The organism is Manganibacter manganicus, assembly GCF_002075885.1.
Taxonomy (GTDB): Bacteria; Pseudomonadota; Alphaproteobacteria; order Rhizobiales; family Rhizobiaceae; genus Mesorhizobium; species Mesorhizobium manganicum.
Map to the genome: position 1 here is coordinate 1 of NZ_MDET01000008.1, position 14,889 is coordinate 14,889.

The 14,889-nt window shown below is 63.8% G+C and carries 16 protein-coding genes; 10 read left to right on the forward strand and 6 right to left on the reverse strand.

All coding sequences use genetic code 11. The features are described 5' to 3' along the window. Positions 1 to 333 precede the first annotated feature (333 nt). On the forward strand, positions 334 to 885 hold the full coding sequence (locus BFN67_RS06500; protein WP_080918827.1) for a DUF3291 domain-containing protein: 552 nt from the start codon (positions 334 to 336) through the stop codon (positions 883 to 885). 10 nt (positions 886 to 895) lie between these two features. On the opposite strand, the gene BFN67_RS06505 is transcribed toward BFN67_RS06500, so the two are convergent. Further along, on the reverse strand, positions 896 to 1,345 hold the full coding sequence (locus BFN67_RS06505; RefSeq protein WP_080918828.1) for a bleomycin resistance protein: 450 nt from the start codon (positions 1,343 to 1,345) through the stop codon (positions 896 to 898). Positions 1,346 to 1,460: 115 nt separating this feature from the next. On the opposite strand from BFN67_RS06505, the gene cmk reads away from it, so the two are divergent. Further along, the gene (gene cmk / locus BFN67_RS06510) at positions 1,461 to 2,111 is read left to right on the forward strand and encodes a (d)CMP kinase (protein WP_080918829.1); all 651 of its coding nucleotides are present in this window, start codon (positions 1,461 to 1,463) and stop codon (positions 2,109 to 2,111) included. A 204-nt stretch (positions 2,112 to 2,315) separates the two neighbouring features. Further along, a complete protein-coding gene (gene rpsA / locus BFN67_RS06515) occupies positions 2,316 to 4,013 on the forward strand; it encodes a 30S ribosomal protein S1 (RefSeq protein ID WP_080918932.1) in 1,698 nt (565 codons plus the stop codon). A gap of 324 nt (positions 4,014 to 4,337) precedes the next feature. On the opposite strand, the gene BFN67_RS06520 is transcribed toward rpsA, so the two are convergent. The 4 genes from BFN67_RS06520 to BFN67_RS06535 all read right to left on the reverse strand — a co-directional run bounded on the left by BFN67_RS06520 (position 4,338) and on the right by BFN67_RS06535 (position 8,204). After that, positions 4,338 to 5,045, reverse strand: a complete 708-nt coding sequence (locus BFN67_RS06520) for an SDR family NAD(P)-dependent oxidoreductase (protein WP_080918830.1) — start codon at positions 5,043 to 5,045, stop codon at positions 4,338 to 4,340. A 62-nt stretch (positions 5,046 to 5,107) separates the two neighbouring features. Then, positions 5,108 to 6,688, reverse strand: a complete 1,581-nt coding sequence (locus BFN67_RS06525) for a 5-guanidino-2-oxopentanoate decarboxylase (RefSeq protein WP_080918831.1) — start codon at positions 6,686 to 6,688, stop codon at positions 5,108 to 5,110. Continuing rightward, a complete protein-coding gene (locus tag BFN67_RS06530; protein WP_080918832.1) occupies positions 6,685 to 7,335 on the reverse strand; it encodes a TetR family transcriptional regulator C-terminal domain-containing protein in 651 nt (216 codons plus the stop codon). Before BFN67_RS06530 ends, BFN67_RS06525 begins: the two co-directional genes overlap by 4 nt. Then, the gene (locus tag BFN67_RS06535; protein ID WP_080918833.1) at positions 7,332 to 8,204 is read right to left on the reverse strand and encodes a dimethylarginine dimethylaminohydrolase family protein; all 873 of its coding nucleotides are present in this window, start codon (positions 8,202 to 8,204) and stop codon (positions 7,332 to 7,334) included. The genes BFN67_RS06530 and BFN67_RS06535 overlap by 4 nt, the downstream gene beginning before the upstream one ends. Before the next feature lie 216 nt (positions 8,205 to 8,420). Between BFN67_RS06535 and BFN67_RS06540 the strand changes: the two genes are divergently transcribed. The 7 genes from BFN67_RS06540 to BFN67_RS06570 all read left to right on the forward strand — a co-directional run bounded on the left by BFN67_RS06540 (position 8,421) and on the right by BFN67_RS06570 (position 14,486). Next, positions 8,421 to 9,230 (forward strand): ABC transporter ATP-binding protein, encoded by an 810-nt coding sequence (locus BFN67_RS06540; protein ID WP_139789064.1) that lies wholly within the window; start codon positions 8,421 to 8,423, stop codon positions 9,228 to 9,230. A 42-nt stretch (positions 9,231 to 9,272) separates the two neighbouring features. Then, positions 9,273 to 10,070: a transporter substrate-binding domain-containing protein gene (locus tag BFN67_RS06545; protein ID WP_080918835.1), complete on the forward strand. Its 798-nt coding sequence runs from the start codon at positions 9,273 to 9,275 to the stop codon at positions 10,068 to 10,070. Between the two features lie 145 nt (positions 10,071 to 10,215). Further along, positions 10,216 to 10,923 carry an ABC transporter permease gene (locus BFN67_RS06550; protein ID WP_080918836.1) on the forward strand — a complete coding sequence of 236 codons (708 nt, stop codon included), beginning with the start codon at positions 10,216 to 10,218 and terminating at the stop codon, positions 10,921 to 10,923. Position 10,924: 1 nt separating this feature from the next. Continuing rightward, positions 10,925 to 11,734 (forward strand): ABC transporter permease, encoded by an 810-nt coding sequence (locus tag BFN67_RS06555; protein ID WP_080918837.1) that lies wholly within the window; start codon positions 10,925 to 10,927, stop codon positions 11,732 to 11,734. A 91-nt stretch (positions 11,735 to 11,825) separates the two neighbouring features. Then, positions 11,826 to 12,827, forward strand: a complete 1,002-nt coding sequence (locus tag BFN67_RS06560; RefSeq protein ID WP_080918933.1) for an Ldh family oxidoreductase — start codon at positions 11,826 to 11,828, stop codon at positions 12,825 to 12,827. A gap of 134 nt (positions 12,828 to 12,961) precedes the next feature. Continuing rightward, positions 12,962 to 13,414, forward strand: a complete 453-nt coding sequence (locus tag BFN67_RS06565; RefSeq protein ID WP_080918934.1) for a DoxX family protein — start codon at positions 12,962 to 12,964, stop codon at positions 13,412 to 13,414. Positions 13,415 to 13,511: 97 nt separating this feature from the next. Then, positions 13,512 to 14,486: a complex I NDUFA9 subunit family protein gene (locus tag BFN67_RS06570; RefSeq protein WP_080918838.1), complete on the forward strand. Its 975-nt coding sequence runs from the start codon at positions 13,512 to 13,514 to the stop codon at positions 14,484 to 14,486. A 14-nt stretch (positions 14,487 to 14,500) separates the two neighbouring features. On the opposite strand, the gene BFN67_RS06575 is transcribed toward BFN67_RS06570, so the two are convergent. Beyond that, on the reverse strand, positions 14,501 to 14,887 hold the full coding sequence (locus BFN67_RS06575) for an ester cyclase (RefSeq protein WP_080918839.1): 387 nt from the start codon (positions 14,885 to 14,887) through the stop codon (positions 14,501 to 14,503). Positions 14,888 to 14,889: the final 2 nt, after the last annotated feature.

Below are 14,889 nucleotides of genomic sequence, written 5' to 3' on the forward strand. Positions count from 1 at the left end.
CCGCCGTTAACGGGGCAAGCGCCTGATTGGCAACGGATTTATTCTTATCGATTACGGCAGGCGTTAAATTTCCATCCACGCGAACTGGAGCCGCCCTCGCCCTTCGAGGCTCGCCCCTTCGACAAGCTCAGGAGCTCGCACCTCAGGATGAGGGCTCATGTCGTGCCTGCTTTCCTGAGCCCAAGGCAACGGGCGTGGCGGCTATGTTGAAATGTCGGGATTGTGCAAAGTAGAAATGTCGCACCGGGGTTCAAATGGCAGGGCGCGCCATGTTGGACATGCGACAATGGCGCGCTTCTTGTGCCGACGTGAGCGTCCGACGGGGGAGAAATAATGGCGCGCCGCATTGCTTTATATACGTTTGGTGTCTTTCGGGCGCCGGCCGGCCATCCGGTAAACCAGGGTTTCCATGACCGCAACGACATTAACCTGCTTGCCGCCGAACGGAGCGAAGGCTTCATCTCGCGCTCCGGATATGATGACGAGCCCGGCCCCGAAAGCTGGGGAAAGCAGGTTTTTCCAAGATTCTATGTTGAACGCGGAGATGGTTGGTCGCCGTCGACATTATCCCTCTGGAAAGATTTGGAATCTCCGATAGCGTTCACCTACGCTGGAATCCATGCGGAGGCGCTGAAACTGGGGCGGGGGTGGTTTCAGAAGCCCGCCTGGCCGCCCTATGCGCTCTGGTGGGTGGAGGGCGATTACGTGCCGACATGGTCGGATGCCGTCGTCAGGCACGAGCATCTCCATGAACACAAAGCCAGTTCTTTCGCCTTCGATTTCAAGACGCCATTTGATGGCGACGGTCACCCGGCCGGGATCGACCGTGGATTGGTAAAGCGATTGGTGTCTTTGAACATGAACCGGCAGGCCGCCTGCCCTTGACCCGCCGGGATCAATCGGCGGTGGCCGCGCCCCGTAATGCCGGCCTGCGGCCCAGATCGGTGAAGAAGCGGAGCAGATAACCGTCCGGGTCGATCAGGACGAATTGCCGGTTGCCGGCATCTTCGGCACCTTGCCTGTACCAACGCTCTTCCATCGGAATATGGATTGTCTCGCCGGCCTCGACGACTCGCGTATAGAGATGATCCACGTCGGGAACTTCGATTTGCAGGTTGATGCCTCTCCCGAACGGGTATTCCAGCGGCGCGGTTCGAAAGCGCCGGCCCGGCCCGCCGGCTCCCTGAAGCATCAGATGCGCAAGCCCGCGCGTGAGATAGGCAAAGCGCTCCTCCAGCCGACTGGTCCACATATCGAATCCGAGAACCGTCCGGTAGAAGGCGAGCGAACGGTCAAGATCAAGGACATCGAGTTCGGGGACGATTGGCGGACGGGATGAGGTCATCTGAGCATCTTTCCGCGGTTTCAATGGCATGAATCACGCTGAGTTTCCATCGCCAATCGCCCCGTCCATCATGCCGCCCTTGCCTTTTGGCGTCGGCTGCGCTTGATGCGCTTTCATGTCCCGCCCTCTTATCATCGCCATTGACGGGCCGGCCGGTGCCGGCAAGGGCACGCTGGCCCGAAGGCTCGCCGACTACTATCACCTGCCGCATCTCGACACTGGGCTGACCTATCGCGCCGTGGCACAGATGCTGTTGACGAAGGGCTGGCCGCTGGGCGATGCGCCGCATGCCGTCGAGGCGGCGAAGCTGATCGATCTCGGCGATCTCGACCGCACCGTGCTTTCCGCTCATGCCGTCGGCGAGGCGGCGTCGAAAGTGGCGGTCATTGCCGAGGTGCGCAAGATACTGGTCGAAAAGCAGCGCGAATTTGCCCGCCGGCCTTCCGGCGCGGTGCTCGACGGGCGCGATATCGGCACGGTGGTGTGCCCGCACGCTACCGCGAAGCTCTATGTCACGGCCAGCGCCGAGGTGCGCGCGCGCCGCCGCCTGGCCGAGATCGAGGCCAATGACGGCGCCGGCGATTTTGCGACGATCCTGGCCGACATCATGCGGCGTGACGAGCGCGATATGGGCCGCGCCGACTCGCCGCTGCGGCCCGCCGCCGACGCGCACTTGCTCGACACGTCGGAAATGTCTATAGAAGCTGCGTTTTCCGAGGCCAGAACCGTCATCGACGGGGTGCTGGCCAAGGGGAGCGAAGCCTGATCGGTTTTTTGCCCCGGCGCCCTTGCGGTGGCGGGCAAATATGCCATATCGGGCGAGAACTTTACGAACAACAGCCTGCCTGCATTCTTTATGCGCCGGATCGGCCGCCTGAGCGGCCAGGGTTTTGAGGAACCCGGAACGCCGGCAGGCCAACGCAACGCTAACCCACGGCGCCGCCTCGAAAGGGGCTTTTCAGGAGAACATATGTCAGTAGCTACCCCTACTCGCGACGATTTCGCGAGCATGCTCGAAGAATCATTTTCCGACGGCCATTCCGGTGAAGGCCAGGTCGTTCGCGGCCTTGTTACCGGAATCGAGAAGGACATGGCCGTCATCGATGTCGGCCTCAAGGTCGAAGGCCGCGTGCCGCTGAAGGAATTCGGCGCCAAGGGCAAGGACTCCACGCTCAAGGTCGGTGACACCGTGGAAGTCTATGTCGAGCGCATCGAGAACGCACTTGGCGAGGCGATGCTGTCGCGCGACAAGGCACGGCGCGAGGAAAGCTGGGTGCGCCTGGAGGACAAGTTCGCCAAGGGCGAGCGCGTCGAAGGCGTCATCTTCAACCAGGTCAAGGGCGGCTTCACGGTCGATCTCGACGGCGCCGTGGCCTTCCTGCCGCGCTCGCAGGTCGACATCCGTCCGATCCGCGACGTCACCCCGCTGATGCACAACCCGCAGCCCTTCGAAATCCTCAAGATGGACAAGCGCCGCGGCAATATCGTCGTTTCGCGCCGTACCGTGCTCGAAGAGAGCCGCGCCGAGCAGCGTTCGGAGATCGTGCAGAACCTCGAAGAGGGCCAGGTGGTCGAGGGCGTCGTCAAGAACATCACCGATTACGGTGCGTTCGTCGACCTCGGCGGCATCGACGGCCTGCTGCACGTCACCGACATGGCATGGCGCCGCGTCAACCATCCGACCGAGATCTTGAACATCGGCCAGACGGTCAAGGTGCAGATCATCCGCATCAACCAGGAAACGCACCGCATCTCGCTCGGCATGAAGCAGCTCGAGAGCGATCCGTGGAACGACATCGGCACCAAGTTCCCGATCGGCAAGAAGATCACCGGCACGGTCACGAACATCACCGATTACGGCGCGTTCGTGGAACTGGAGCCGGGCATCGAGGGCCTGATCCACGTTTCGGAAATGTCGTGGACGAAGAAGAACGTCCACCCCGGCAAGATCCTGTCCACTTCGCAGCAGGTCGATGTCGTCGTGCTCGAGGTCGATCCGGCCAAGCGCCGCATTTCGCTCGGCCTCAAGCAGACGCTGGAGAACCCGTGGGAAGCGTTTGCCCGCACCTATCCGGTCGGCAGCCAGGTCGAGGGCGAAGTCAAGAACAAGACCGAGTTCGGCCTGTTCATCGGCCTGGAAGGCGACGTGGACGGCATGGTCCACCTGTCCGACCTCGACTGGAACCGTCCGGGCGAGCAGGTGATCGAGGAGTATCAGCGCGGCCAGATGGTCAAGGCGCAGGTGCTCGACGTCGATATCGACAAGGAGCGCATCTCGCTCGGCGTCAAGCAGCTCGAGCGCGACGCGGCCGGCGATGCGGCGGCTTCCGGCGAACTGCGCAAGAACGCGGTCGTCACCTGTGAAGTTACCGGCATCAAGGATGGCGGCCTCGAAGTGCGGCTGGTCGAGAGCGGCATCGATACCTTCATCCGGCGTTCCGACCTGTCCCGCGACCGTGACGAGCAGCGCCCCGAGCGCTTCACCGTCGGCCAGAAAGTCGATGCGCGTGTCATCGCCTTCGACAAGAAGACCCGCAAGCTGCAGGTCTCGATCAAGGCGTTGGAAATCGCCGAAGAGAAGCAGGCGGTCGCCCAGTACGGCTCGACCGACTCCGGCGCTTCGCTTGGCGACATTCTGGGGGCCGCGCTGAAGAAGCAGGGCAACTAATACCAACGGTCATTTTGAATGACCGTTGGAGCGCGCGACTGCGCGCCGCGCCCGTTGGCGCGAAAGCCAAGCCAAGTGGCCCGGATGGGCCGCGCCGGCGATTGAGGCGTCCTGGATGTGTCAACATCCAGGACCTCTGGTGTGAGCCGAGCAGGCTCCTTCACGCGCCGTTTCCATGACGCGTGACCGGATCAAAAAAGACCCGCCGGATCGCTCCGGCGGGTCTTTTCGTTTGGAAGGTCGGGCGCCTGCGATCCTCATCCCGAGGCGCGAGTGGAGCGAGCCTCGAAGGACGCAAGACGCACCAGAAGAACGAATGGCTCGTCAGGCCCGGCCGTAAAGCGGCACCAAGGCGCCGCTCACCGCCCGGTTGGCGGGAGAGGCGAGGTGGACGATCACTTCGGCCGCGGCGTCCAGGCTCACCCATTTGCCGAAATCGGCGTCGGGCATCGCTTCGCGATTGGCCGGCGTGTCGAGCGTCGAGGGCGCGACCGCATTGACCAGAATGCCGCGCGCCTTCACCTCTTCGGCGAGCGCCACCGTCATGGCCGCCACCGCCGCCTTGCTGGCCGTGTAAGCCACCATGCCGCCGCCGCGCCGTGGATCGAGGCCGGGGCGGGCGGCGATGTTGACGATGCGGCCGGCCGTGTTGGAGATGTGCATCATGCGCACGGCCGCGCGAGAGCACAGGAAGGTGGTGCGCGCGTTGGTTTCCATCATCTCGGCGAAGGCCGCGGATTCCGTTTTCTCAAATGGCGCGCGGGCAAAGCCGCCGGCAAGGTTGATCGAGGCCCATAATTCGGGCGCCTGCGAATAGAAAGCGTCGGTGGCCGCCGAGTCGGCCAGATAGATATTGTTGGCCAGGCGCACGCGCTCGTGCTTGGCAAAGGGAAAATGCGCCGGCGGTTCGGCATGGGTGTTGGGCACATGGCAGAAAGCGCCTTCATCCAGCAACCGGGCGACCACCGCGCTGCCGAGAGCACCGGTTCCGCCGGTCACCACGACATGTCTGCCTTCCAAAGCACCTGTCATACCTTACTCGCTCCCACAGTCACGACCTGCCCATTCTGACAAGGGTCGCGCCTTTCGCGCTGTCACTCAATTGATATTTCGATGATGCAGGGTTGTGTTTTCGCATGGGCTCGCCTGAGGGCGTCGCCAAACCCGTCAATCGAGTCGAGCCGTTCGGCGGCGATGCCATAGGCTTCGCCCAGTTTGCAGAAATCCGGCGGCTCGGGAGATACGCCCACCGGCTCCACCCCGACATCGAGCATCGAGGTCTCGATTTCGCGATAGCCGCGATTGTTCCACACCACGAAAATGACCGGCGTTCCGGCGTCCTGCGCCGCGCCGATTTCCGGCAGGGTGAACTGGAAGCCGCCGTCGCCGGTCAGGCACACGACGGGCGCGTCGGGCACGGCGATCGCCGCGCCGATGGCCGCCGGCGGCCCGAAGCCGAGCGCGCCGAAGCCGGTGGCGGCATTGAACCAGCCGCTCGGCCGATCATGGTCGTAATAGAGATTGGCGGCATAGATCGGCTGCGTCGAATCGCCGACGATGATCGCACCGGGCAACGCATCACGGATGATCTCGACTGCCCTGACCTGGCTCTGCAACATCGGCTCAAGCGCCGCCCATGCGCCATCCCTTGCCGCTTTCGCCCGCGCTTCGCCGCTGCCGTGCGCTGCGTCGTCGCCGGCCGGTTGCGCCAGCAGACCGGAAAGGGCGGTGGCGCTGTCGGCCTCGATGGCAATCGTCGCCGGGCGACGGGCAAGCTGTGTGGCATCGATGTCGATGCGGATGAGGTCTTGCGGCATGGTGAAGCCGCCATCGCCATACATGTCATAGTCGGTCGCGCCGAATTCGGTGCCCACCGCCAGCACGCAATCGGACCGGTCGACCAGTTCGCGCACCGCCTTCAGGCTGGGGCTTGCCGGCACGCCGAGCGGGTGCCCGTGCATCAGGCCGCGCCCATTGGCGGTGGTGACGACGGGTGCGGAAAGCCGCTCCGCCAGTTGCTTCAGCAATGCGCCGGCATGCCTGGCTCCGCCGCCGGCAAGGATCACCGGCCTTTTCGCGGCGGCCAGCAGTGTTGCGGCTTTTGCCAGCGCGGCACTGTGCGGCTGTGGTGGCATGGCATTGGCGGGTGCGGCAACGAGGCCGTTCGCCGGTTTGACCATGACATCGGTCGGGATTTCGATATGGACGGGACCGGGCCGCGAGGAGGCAAACAGCGCGAAAGCGCGCGAAAGCACCTGCGGCAGTTCGGCGGCTTCGGTGACGCGGTGCGAAAACAGCGCCACCTTTTCCATCATCCCGCGCTGGTCGGGCAATTCGTGCAGGAAGCCAAGCCCCTTGCCCAGCGTCGGCGCGGCGTTGACGCCTGAAATCACCAGCATCGGCACGGAATCGGCGCGCGCCTGCCCCATGGCGGTGATGGTGTTGGTCAGTCCCGGCCCGGTGATGACGAAAGCAACGCCCGGCCGCCCCGAGGCGCGCGCATAGCCGTCCGCCATGAAGCCGGCGCCCTGTTCGTGGCGCGGCGTGACATGGCGGATCTTCGAACGGGCAAGACCGCGATAGAGCTCCACTGTATGCACGCCCGGAATGCCGAATACGGTATCGACGCCATGCGCTTCGAGCAGGTCGATCAGGGCTTCGCCGATGGTCGTCATGGTGTCTCCTCCCTCTCCGGTTTCAGCCTCAGCAGCGCTTCCACCGTCGAAATCGCAATGCCGGCCAATTCGCGGGGACCGAACAGATCGTCTGCCAGGCAGCCTTCGATCCACAACCCGTCCAATATGCCGTTGATGGCGATGGCATGCGCGCGTGTTTGCGCCTTGTCGGCGACCTGGTCTTCCGCCGCCAGCACTTCGGCAACCAGGGCTTCGAGTTCGTCACGGAAGCCGAGATAACCAACACGATGCGCGGCTGCCAACGCCGGGTCATGCGTTGCCCGGCCGATGAAGCCGGCCCATAGGGAAAAGATTCGCGCATCGATCACCGGCGGAGTGAGGTTCGCTTCGACGAAAGCGGCGAGCCGGCGGCGCGGACTGGCGTTGTCCATGGCCAAAGCCGCCTTGGCCTGTTCGGTCATGCGTCCGACAATGGTCGCATAGGTGGCTTGCAGAAGCTCTTCCTTGTTGGGAAAATAGTGCCGGATCAACCCCGCCGTCACGCCGGCGCGCCGCGCGATCGCCCGCACCGTCGCGCCTTCCAGCCCATATTCGGCGACACAGTCCAGCGTCGCCTCGATCAAGTCCTGCCGCCGCCGTTCTTCGCCCTCGCGGCGGAATTTGCGGCGCGGCGGTGCGTCATTCATTGCCGCAGGATCGGGCGTGTGAGGCAGGTCGGCCCACCCTCGCAGGCGATGCACAGCGCATCCGCCTCGAAGGTCTGCACCGTGCAGCCCGCCGCTTCCATGGCAGCTTTGGTCTTCGGGAAACCGGCGACGGCGATCACCTGATGCGGGCTGGTCGGCAGCACGTTGAGGCTGAGTCCGTTGGAGGCATGGAATTCGCCCGCGTCGCCATGCACCAGCTTGATGCCGCGTGCCTTGAGCATCTGGTAGAAGGCCGCCGGCAGCAGCGGCGCGTAGACCAGCGCCAGGTCGTCGGCCAGCGGGCTGATCACCGACATCAGATGCAGGCAGGCTTCCTCGCCCTGCCACAAGGGCAGGTCGAAGCCGTGCACGGCGATGCCCTTGGGCGCCAGGATAGCGCTCAGTTGCTCGATGCCGGCCTGGTTGGTGCGCACGCCCCGCCCGATCGCCAGCGTGTTGGCGTCCACCCATACGCAATCGCCGCCCTCCACCTGTCCGGGCGCCTCGACCCGGCCGAGAACCGGAATGCCGAGGCGCTGATAGGTGCGCTCATGCAGGGAGGGTTCCGGCTGGCGCAGCCCCTTGCCCATCGAAAGGATCAGCGCGCCATGCTCGGTCATCAGCGACGGGTCGTGGGTGAACACCGAGTCCGAAAGCCCGTCCCGCTCGTCCTCGATCCATTCGATCCCGGCTCCCGAAGCCGCCACCAGATCGGCCAGTGCCGCATGCTGTAAAGCCGCCTTGCCGGCGTTGAAACCGGCGCCGTAGTGCCACGCTGCGGGTTCGGCGTCGCGCATCGCATTGGCGGCAGAGCGCATCAGCACGCGCTTCAGCGGCGCTGCCATCGACTGAGAACCGAAACCGTTCACGACACCCTCACAAACTGAAAAATACGATAAAAATTTCACGGGACGCTATTTATACACTTGCATAACAACGCCGCAAGTGCCGTAATATGTCTAATTGACGAACCCGTTCCGGCGGGTTCATCTTGTCAAAAACGGGGGATTGCACGCAGCGATGACAGGAAGCCGGGTAAGGACAGGACCCGATACCGCGATCCGGGCGGAGCGCCTGCGATGAGCATGGCAGGCACTGCCGCAAATCCGTCGCCTTTGGCGCAGGACGGCGCGGCAGAGGCTCTCCACATAGAGAGCCTGCACAAGAAGTTCGGCGATCTGCATGTCCTGAAGGGCGTGTCGCTTTCGGCGCGCGACGGCGACGTGATCGCCATTATCGGGGGCTCGGGATCGGGCAAATCGACATTGCTGCGCTGCATCAACTGCCTGGAAAACCCGACCAGCGGCGTTATTCGCGTCAATGGCGAGCAAATCAGGCTCAAGGCCGACAGTCACGGCCATACCATTCCCGCCGATCGCAGGCAGATCGAGCGCATCCGCTCGCGGCTGGGCATGGTGTTCCAGAGCTTCAATCTGTGGAGCCATCTGACGTTGCTCGAAAACGTCATCGAGGTTCCGGTGCACGTTTTGGGCGTCAAGCGCGACAAGGCCATTGCGGAGGCGCAGACGCTGCTTGACCGCGTCGGACTGGCGGAAAAGCGCGATGTCTATCCGGCTTACCTGTCCGGTGGCCAGCAGCAGCGCGGCGCCATTGCGCGTGCGCTCGCCATCCAGCCGCGCGTCATGCTGTTCGACGAGCCGACTTCGGCGCTCGATCCCGAACTTGTCGGCGAAGTGCTCAAGGTGATCGGCGATCTGGCGCGCGAGGGGCGCACCATGGTGCTTGTCACGCATGAGATGAAGTTTGCCCGCGAAGTCGCCACCCATGTCGTCTATCTCTATAACGGCCTCGTCGAGGAAGAGGGGCCGCCGGAGGAGATTTTCGGCGCACCGAAATCCGAGCGGCTGAAGCAATTCATCCGCAGCATCGGATAAATCAAAACAGTCGGGAACAATGATCAAAAACGGGAGTGAAGTATGAAAGTGTTGATGAAAGCCTTCGCCGCGGCCCTCGTGCTCGGCGCCGCATCCATGGGCAGCGCGCAAGCCGAGACGGTCAAGATCGGCGTGGCGCCGGAACCCTATCCGCCATTCGTGTCGCCGGATGCGTCCGGCGAATGGGGCGGCTGGGAGATCGACTTCATCCATGCCGTGTGCGCCGAAGCCAAGCTGGATTGTCCGATCTCCTATATCGCCTGGGACGGTCTGATCCCCGCGCTCACCGGCAAGAAGATCGACGCGATCATCAATTCGCTGTCGATCACGGCCGAGCGCAAGAAGGCGATCGATTTCTCGGACAAGTATTACAACACGCCGACGGCCATTATGGGGCCGAAGGACGAGGACTTCCCCGCCACGCCGGAAGGGCTCAAGGACAAGATCCTCGGCGTGCAGGTTTCGACCGTCCACGCCGCCTATGCCAAGAAGCATTTCGCCGACAGCGTCTCGCAGATCAAGGAATACTCGACCCAGGACGAGGCCAATCAGGATCTCGCCGCCGGCCGCGTCGATGCCGTGCAGGCCGACCAGATCGCGCTCGACGCCTTCCTGAAAAGCGATCAGGGCAAGGATTGCTGCAAGATCATGGGCACGGTCGCGCCCGATCTCGAGGTGCTCGGGCCGGGTGTCGGCATCGGCCTGCGCAAGGGTGACGACAAGCTGAAGGCGAAATTCAACGCCGCCATCAAGGCGATGCGTGCCGACGGCACCTATCAGAAGATCACCGAGAAATATTTCGACTTCGACGTTTACGGCGACGACGTCCAGTCGAACTGAGGCGATCGATGGTCGATCCGCGTGGCGCTTTCGCAGCGCCGCGCGGGCATTGCTTGCGCCGGCCTGCCCGATCCGCGCTGGCCGACGACGGAAATTGGGAGTGTGAGCGATTGAAACCCTGCTAACAGCCTCGGCGGCCGGCGTCATGGAGCTTCTCTCGCCCGTTCCTCCGGGTTGGGGCGGCAGCCTGCTGCGTGGCCTTTTGAGTTCCGTCGAAATTGCCGTCGGCGCCTTTGGCCTCGGGCTGCTGATCGGCATATGCGGCGCCTACGGCAAGCTTTATGGCGGCCCCATCGCCAAGGATTTGTGGGCCGTCTACACCACCATAGTGCGCGCCGTGCCGGAACTGGTGCTGATCCTGCTGCTTTATTTCGCCGGCACCGATCTCATCAACCGGGTTCTTGTCATGGCCGGCTATGAGCCGATCAATATCAGCGGCCTGGTCGCCGGTATCCTGGTGCTGGGCTTCGTTCAGGGTGCCTACTCCACCGAGGTGATCCGCGGCGCGATCCTTGCCATTCCGCAAGGCCAGATCGAGGCGGCCAGGGCCTACGGCATGTCGCCGATCCTGATGCTGAAACGCATCACGCTGCCCGCCATGCTGCCCTTCGCCATTCCGGGCCTGGCCAATCTGTGGCTGATCGCCACCAAGGACACCGCGCTGCTCGCCGTCGTCGGCTTCAACGAACTGACCTTGACGACGCGCGTGGCCGCCGGCGCCACCAAGGCCTATTTCACCTTCTTCATCGCCGCCGGCGCGCTTTATCTGCTGCTGACGCTGGTCTCCAACGTCTTTATCCGGCGCATCGAGCGTTGGGCGCGGCGCGGCATGCCGTCAACGGCGGGGGCATGAGATGAGCGTCGACGCGCCCGTCATGACCCCGCCGGCGCGCGCGCCGTCCTGGTTGAAGCCGCACCGCATCGGTCTGCTCGCGGTGGCGCTGGCGCTTGTCATCGCCGCGACGCTGTTCATGCGCTGGGACTGGTTGCCGCGCTATTACGGGCTTGCCTTGCAGGGCATCTGGCGCACAATCTGGATTCTCGTCGTCACCTGCGCGCTCGGCATAATGCTCGCGGTGCCGCTCGGGCTTGCCCAGGCGGCCGGCCCGTGGTGGCTGGCAGCACCCGCGCGGGGTTTCTGCACCATGATCCGCGGCACGCCGCTGCTGCTCCAGCTCTGGCTGCTCTATTACGGTCTCGGCTCGCTGTTCCCGCAATTTCCGTGGATCCGTCATTCGGAGCTTTGGCCGTATCTCAGGCAGGCATGGCCCTATGCGGTGCTGTCTCTGACCTTGTCCTATGCCGCCTATGAAGGCGAGGTGATGCGCGGCGCCTTTGCCGGCGTGCCGAGGGGGCAACTGGAAGCCGCGCGCGCCTATGGCATGAGCCGCTGGAAGATTTTCCGGCGCATCTGGATGCCGCAGGCCTTCTATCGCGCGCTGCCGACGCTGGCCGGCGAAACCGTACTGCAACTCAAGGCGACGCCGCTGGTGGCGACGATCACCGTTGTCGATATCTATAATGTCGCCGGGCGCGTGCGGCAGGAAACGTTCATCACCTATGAGCCGCTGCTGCTTCTGGCCCTGGTCTATATGGTGATCACGGGTATCATCGTGTTCCTGTTCCGCCGGCTAGAAAGCCGGATTCCGGTGAAGATCGGCTGACGGTGACCTTCGGCATGACTTGAAATCGCTGAAGCAGACGGCGACAAAGGCCTCCATGGAAGCCCCGATGGAAGATACATCGAAAGACGTCATGCAGCTCAGTCTCGAACAGGCGGCCGGCCTTTGCCGCATGGCGGCGCTTGGCGCCGGGGCCGGCGACGAGACGGCGCAGGCATTGGCGTCCGCCGCGGTCAGTGCCGAAGCGGCGGGACTGCCTTCCGTCGGGCTGGCGCATCTCCTCGATTATCTTGACGCGCTGGAGGCCGGGCGTATCGATGGCAAGGCCGAACCGGTCGTCACGCGGCCGGCGCTGGCGGTCTATCTTTCGGATGCGCGCCGCGGCGTGCCGCATCTCGGCTTCGAGCGTACGCTCGACGATCTCGCCAAGGCCGCCCGCCTGTTCGGCGTTGCGATCTTTGCGCAGAAAAACGCCTATACCTGCGGCCGTCTCGGCCATTTCGTCGCCCGGTTGGCGGAACGCGGGCTGGCGGCGCTGGCTGCCACCAATGGCCCGGCGCTGCTGGCCGGCTCGGGTTCGACAAGGCCGGTCTATTGCACCAATCCGCTGGCCTTTGCGGCACCTTCGGCGGATGGCGCGCCGCTGATCATCGACCAGGCGTCGAGCGCAACCGCCTTCGTCAATATCCGCAAGGCGGCCAAACAGGGCGAGGAAATCCCTGATGGCTGGGCCGTCGATGCCGATGGCCAGCCGACCACCGACCCCGCAGCAGCCATGAAAGGCGCGCTTCTGGCGTTCGGCGGTCCGCGCGGTGCCAATATCGCGCTGATGGTCGAGGTGCTGGCGGCCGGCCTCACCGGCGCCAACTGGTCGCTAGATGCGCCTGCGTTCGCTACAGGTTCGGAGAGCCCCGGCACCGGGCTGTTCGTGCTGGCCATGGAGCCGAAACTCCTCGATCCCGGTTTCGAGCAGCGCCTTGCCGACCAACTCGGCCGGCTGCGAGCGCATTACGGCGTGCATATTCCGGGGCGGGCGGCGGTGCAGGCCACGCAACGCGCCACCTCCGATGGCCTGAATGTCCCCAAAACTGTGGTGCAGCGCCTGTCCGAGTTCGCCGGGCGCTATAGCGCCTGAAGGCTCGCCTCGGACTCTTTGTCCTACTGGTGGTATCGTGAGAAAGCGGATAAGTACGCTCAACTTTTTCTCATTTGATCGTGAACGGCACGCCGGGCAATGGCTGCCGCTCCAGGAAGCAGGATCACCGACCGATGTCCATGACACCCGAAACACCCCGGCAGCGCCTCGTCATACCCGCACTTGGCGGCATCTATGGCGCGCTGAACGAGGGCATCGAGACGCTGCTGCGCGTCGTCGCCGGCGGCTTTCTGGCCATTCACGGCTCGTCGAAGATCGTCAACCCGTTCGGCGCGGCGGATATGGTTGAGGGCCTTGGCTTTTATCCGGGCGCGTTCTGGTCGCTGCTTCTGGCCTGCACCGAATTCTTTGGCGGCATTTTCATCGCGCTCGGCTTTCTGACGCGTCCCGCCGCCTTTGCCGGCCTGTTCGTGCTGCTGGTCACGGTCTGGTTCCACTGGATCACCATGGGGCAGGGCTATTCGGGTGCCGAGAAGTCGCTGCTGTGGGCGGCGATACTGGCTTTCTTCGCCGTGCGAGGCGGCAATCGGCACTCGGTTGACGCACGACTCGGCAAGGCGTTCTGATCGCGTGGGAGATGATCGCGACGGCCTGTCCCGCGCCCTTTGCCTTTACCGAAAAAGCGATTATGAAACGGCTTCAGCCTAGCCTGCGGAGCCAGTCATGACCGAAATCCTGCAAACCCCCAAGCTCGTCGTCGTCTTCGGCGGGTCAGGCTTTGTCGGCCGGCATGTGGTGCGCGCGCTCGCCCGCCGCGGTTATCGCATCCGCGTTCCCTGCCGCCGGCCGGATCTTGCCGGCCATCTCCAGCCGCTCGGCAATGTAGGCCAGATCCAGCCCGTGCAGGCCAATGTGCGGGCGCGCTGGTCGGTGGACCGCGCCGTACAGGGTGCCGACCATGTCGTCAATCTGGTCGGTATCCTGCATGAGAGCGGCCGGCAGCGGTTTGGCGCGGTGCACGAATTCGGCGCTCGCGCCATTGCCGAAGCCGCGCGTTCGGTGGGTGCCGGGATGACGCATGTTTCAGCGCTGGGCGCGGACCCGCGCTCGGCTTCTGCCTACGCCCGCAGCAAGGCGCTCGGCGAAAAGGCGGTTCTGGAAACCATTGCCGATGCCGTCATCCACCGTCCCTCGATCAATTTCGGCCCGGAAGACGAATTCTTCAACCGCTTTGCCAGCATGGCGCGTCTTTCGCCGGTCCTGCCGCTGATCGGCGGCGGCCACACCCGTTTCCAGCCGGTCTATGTCGATGATGTCGCGGAAGCCGTGGCGCGCGCGGTCGATGGCGAGGTCGAAGGCGGACGCATCTATGAACTTGGCGGCCCGCAGGTGCTGACCTTCAAGCAATGCATGCAGGAACTGCTTGCCGTCATCGATCGCAAGCGTGTGCTGATGCCTGTCCCATGGTGGCTGGCTGGTATCCAGGCTTCGATCCTCGGCATGCTGCCCAATCCGTTGCTGACCAGCGACCAGCTTGAGCAGTTGCGCGTGCACAATCAGGTGTCGGAAAAGGCGATCGGCGAAGGGCGCACGCTTGCCGGCCTCGGCATCCAGCCGCAAGCCCTGGGCACCATGCTGCCGACCTATCTGTGGCGTTTTCGGCCCTTCGGCCAGTTCCAGCGCAAGCCGGCGGCATAGCAGAGGCAAGTCCTTTATAGCTGGGCTTCGATGGCGGCCTTGTCTATGAGCGACCATACCGTTTCGATCCGTTCGCCTCGGAACGCGTAGAATACGTTCTCGGTAAACGAGACCCTCTTTCCATTCACGGGAAGGCCAAATAGGATCCCCTTCGGCGTGCAGTCGAAGCGCAGGCGGCTCGCGACATGAGGGGGGTCTGAAACCAGCAGATCGATCTCGAAATACAGATCGGGAATCGCTTGGAAATCGCCCTCCAACATCTCGCGATAGCCGGATAGTCCGACAGGTTTGCCGTTATATTGAACGTCGTCGTCGACGAACCGCCCCAGACTCGGCCAGTCCTGCCTGTTCAGGCAGGCTATGTAGGCTTTGTAGATGCCGGAAAGGTCGTCCTTCGTCATTT

What these genes read in the sequence shown, in the direction of transcription:
- BFN67_RS06575 (WP_080918839.1), bottom strand. Translation starts at nt 14,887, where the DNA reads ATGACGAAGGACGACCTTTCCGGCATCTACAAAGCCTACATAGCCTGC.
- BFN67_RS06565 (WP_080918934.1), top strand. Translation starts at nt 12,962, where the DNA reads ATGTCCATGACACCCGAAACACCCCGGCAGCGCCTCGTCATACCCGCA.
- BFN67_RS06530 (WP_080918832.1), bottom strand. Translation starts at nt 7,335, where the DNA reads ATGAATGACGCACCGCCGCGCCGCAAATTCCGCCGCGAGGGCGAAGAA.
- BFN67_RS06500 (WP_080918827.1), top strand. Translation starts at nt 334, where the DNA reads ATGGCGCGCCGCATTGCTTTATATACGTTTGGTGTCTTTCGGGCGCCG.
- BFN67_RS06570 (WP_080918838.1), top strand. Translation starts at nt 13,512, where the DNA reads ATGACCGAAATCCTGCAAACCCCCAAGCTCGTCGTCGTCTTCGGCGGG.
- BFN67_RS06550 (WP_080918836.1), top strand. Translation starts at nt 10,216, where the DNA reads ATGGAGCTTCTCTCGCCCGTTCCTCCGGGTTGGGGCGGCAGCCTGCTG.
- BFN67_RS06525 (WP_080918831.1), bottom strand. Translation starts at nt 6,688, where the DNA reads ATGACGACCATCGGCGAAGCCCTGATCGACCTGCTCGAAGCGCATGGC.
- BFN67_RS06540 (WP_139789064.1), top strand. Translation starts at nt 8,421, where the DNA reads ATGGCAGGCACTGCCGCAAATCCGTCGCCTTTGGCGCAGGACGGCGCG.
- BFN67_RS06560 (WP_080918933.1), top strand. Translation starts at nt 11,826, where the DNA reads ATGCAGCTCAGTCTCGAACAGGCGGCCGGCCTTTGCCGCATGGCGGCG.
- BFN67_RS06545 (WP_080918835.1), top strand. Translation starts at nt 9,273, where the DNA reads ATGAAAGTGTTGATGAAAGCCTTCGCCGCGGCCCTCGTGCTCGGCGCC.
- cmk (WP_080918829.1), top strand. Translation starts at nt 1,461, where the DNA reads ATGTCCCGCCCTCTTATCATCGCCATTGACGGGCCGGCCGGTGCCGGC.
- BFN67_RS06520 (WP_080918830.1), bottom strand. Translation starts at nt 5,045, where the DNA reads ATGACAGGTGCTTTGGAAGGCAGACATGTCGTGGTGACCGGCGGAACC.
- rpsA (WP_080918932.1), top strand. Translation starts at nt 2,316, where the DNA reads ATGTCAGTAGCTACCCCTACTCGCGACGATTTCGCGAGCATGCTCGAA.
- BFN67_RS06555 (WP_080918837.1), top strand. Translation starts at nt 10,925, where the DNA reads ATGAGCGTCGACGCGCCCGTCATGACCCCGCCGGCGCGCGCGCCGTCC.
- BFN67_RS06505 (WP_080918828.1), bottom strand. Translation starts at nt 1,345, where the DNA reads ATGACCTCATCCCGTCCGCCAATCGTCCCCGAACTCGATGTCCTTGAT.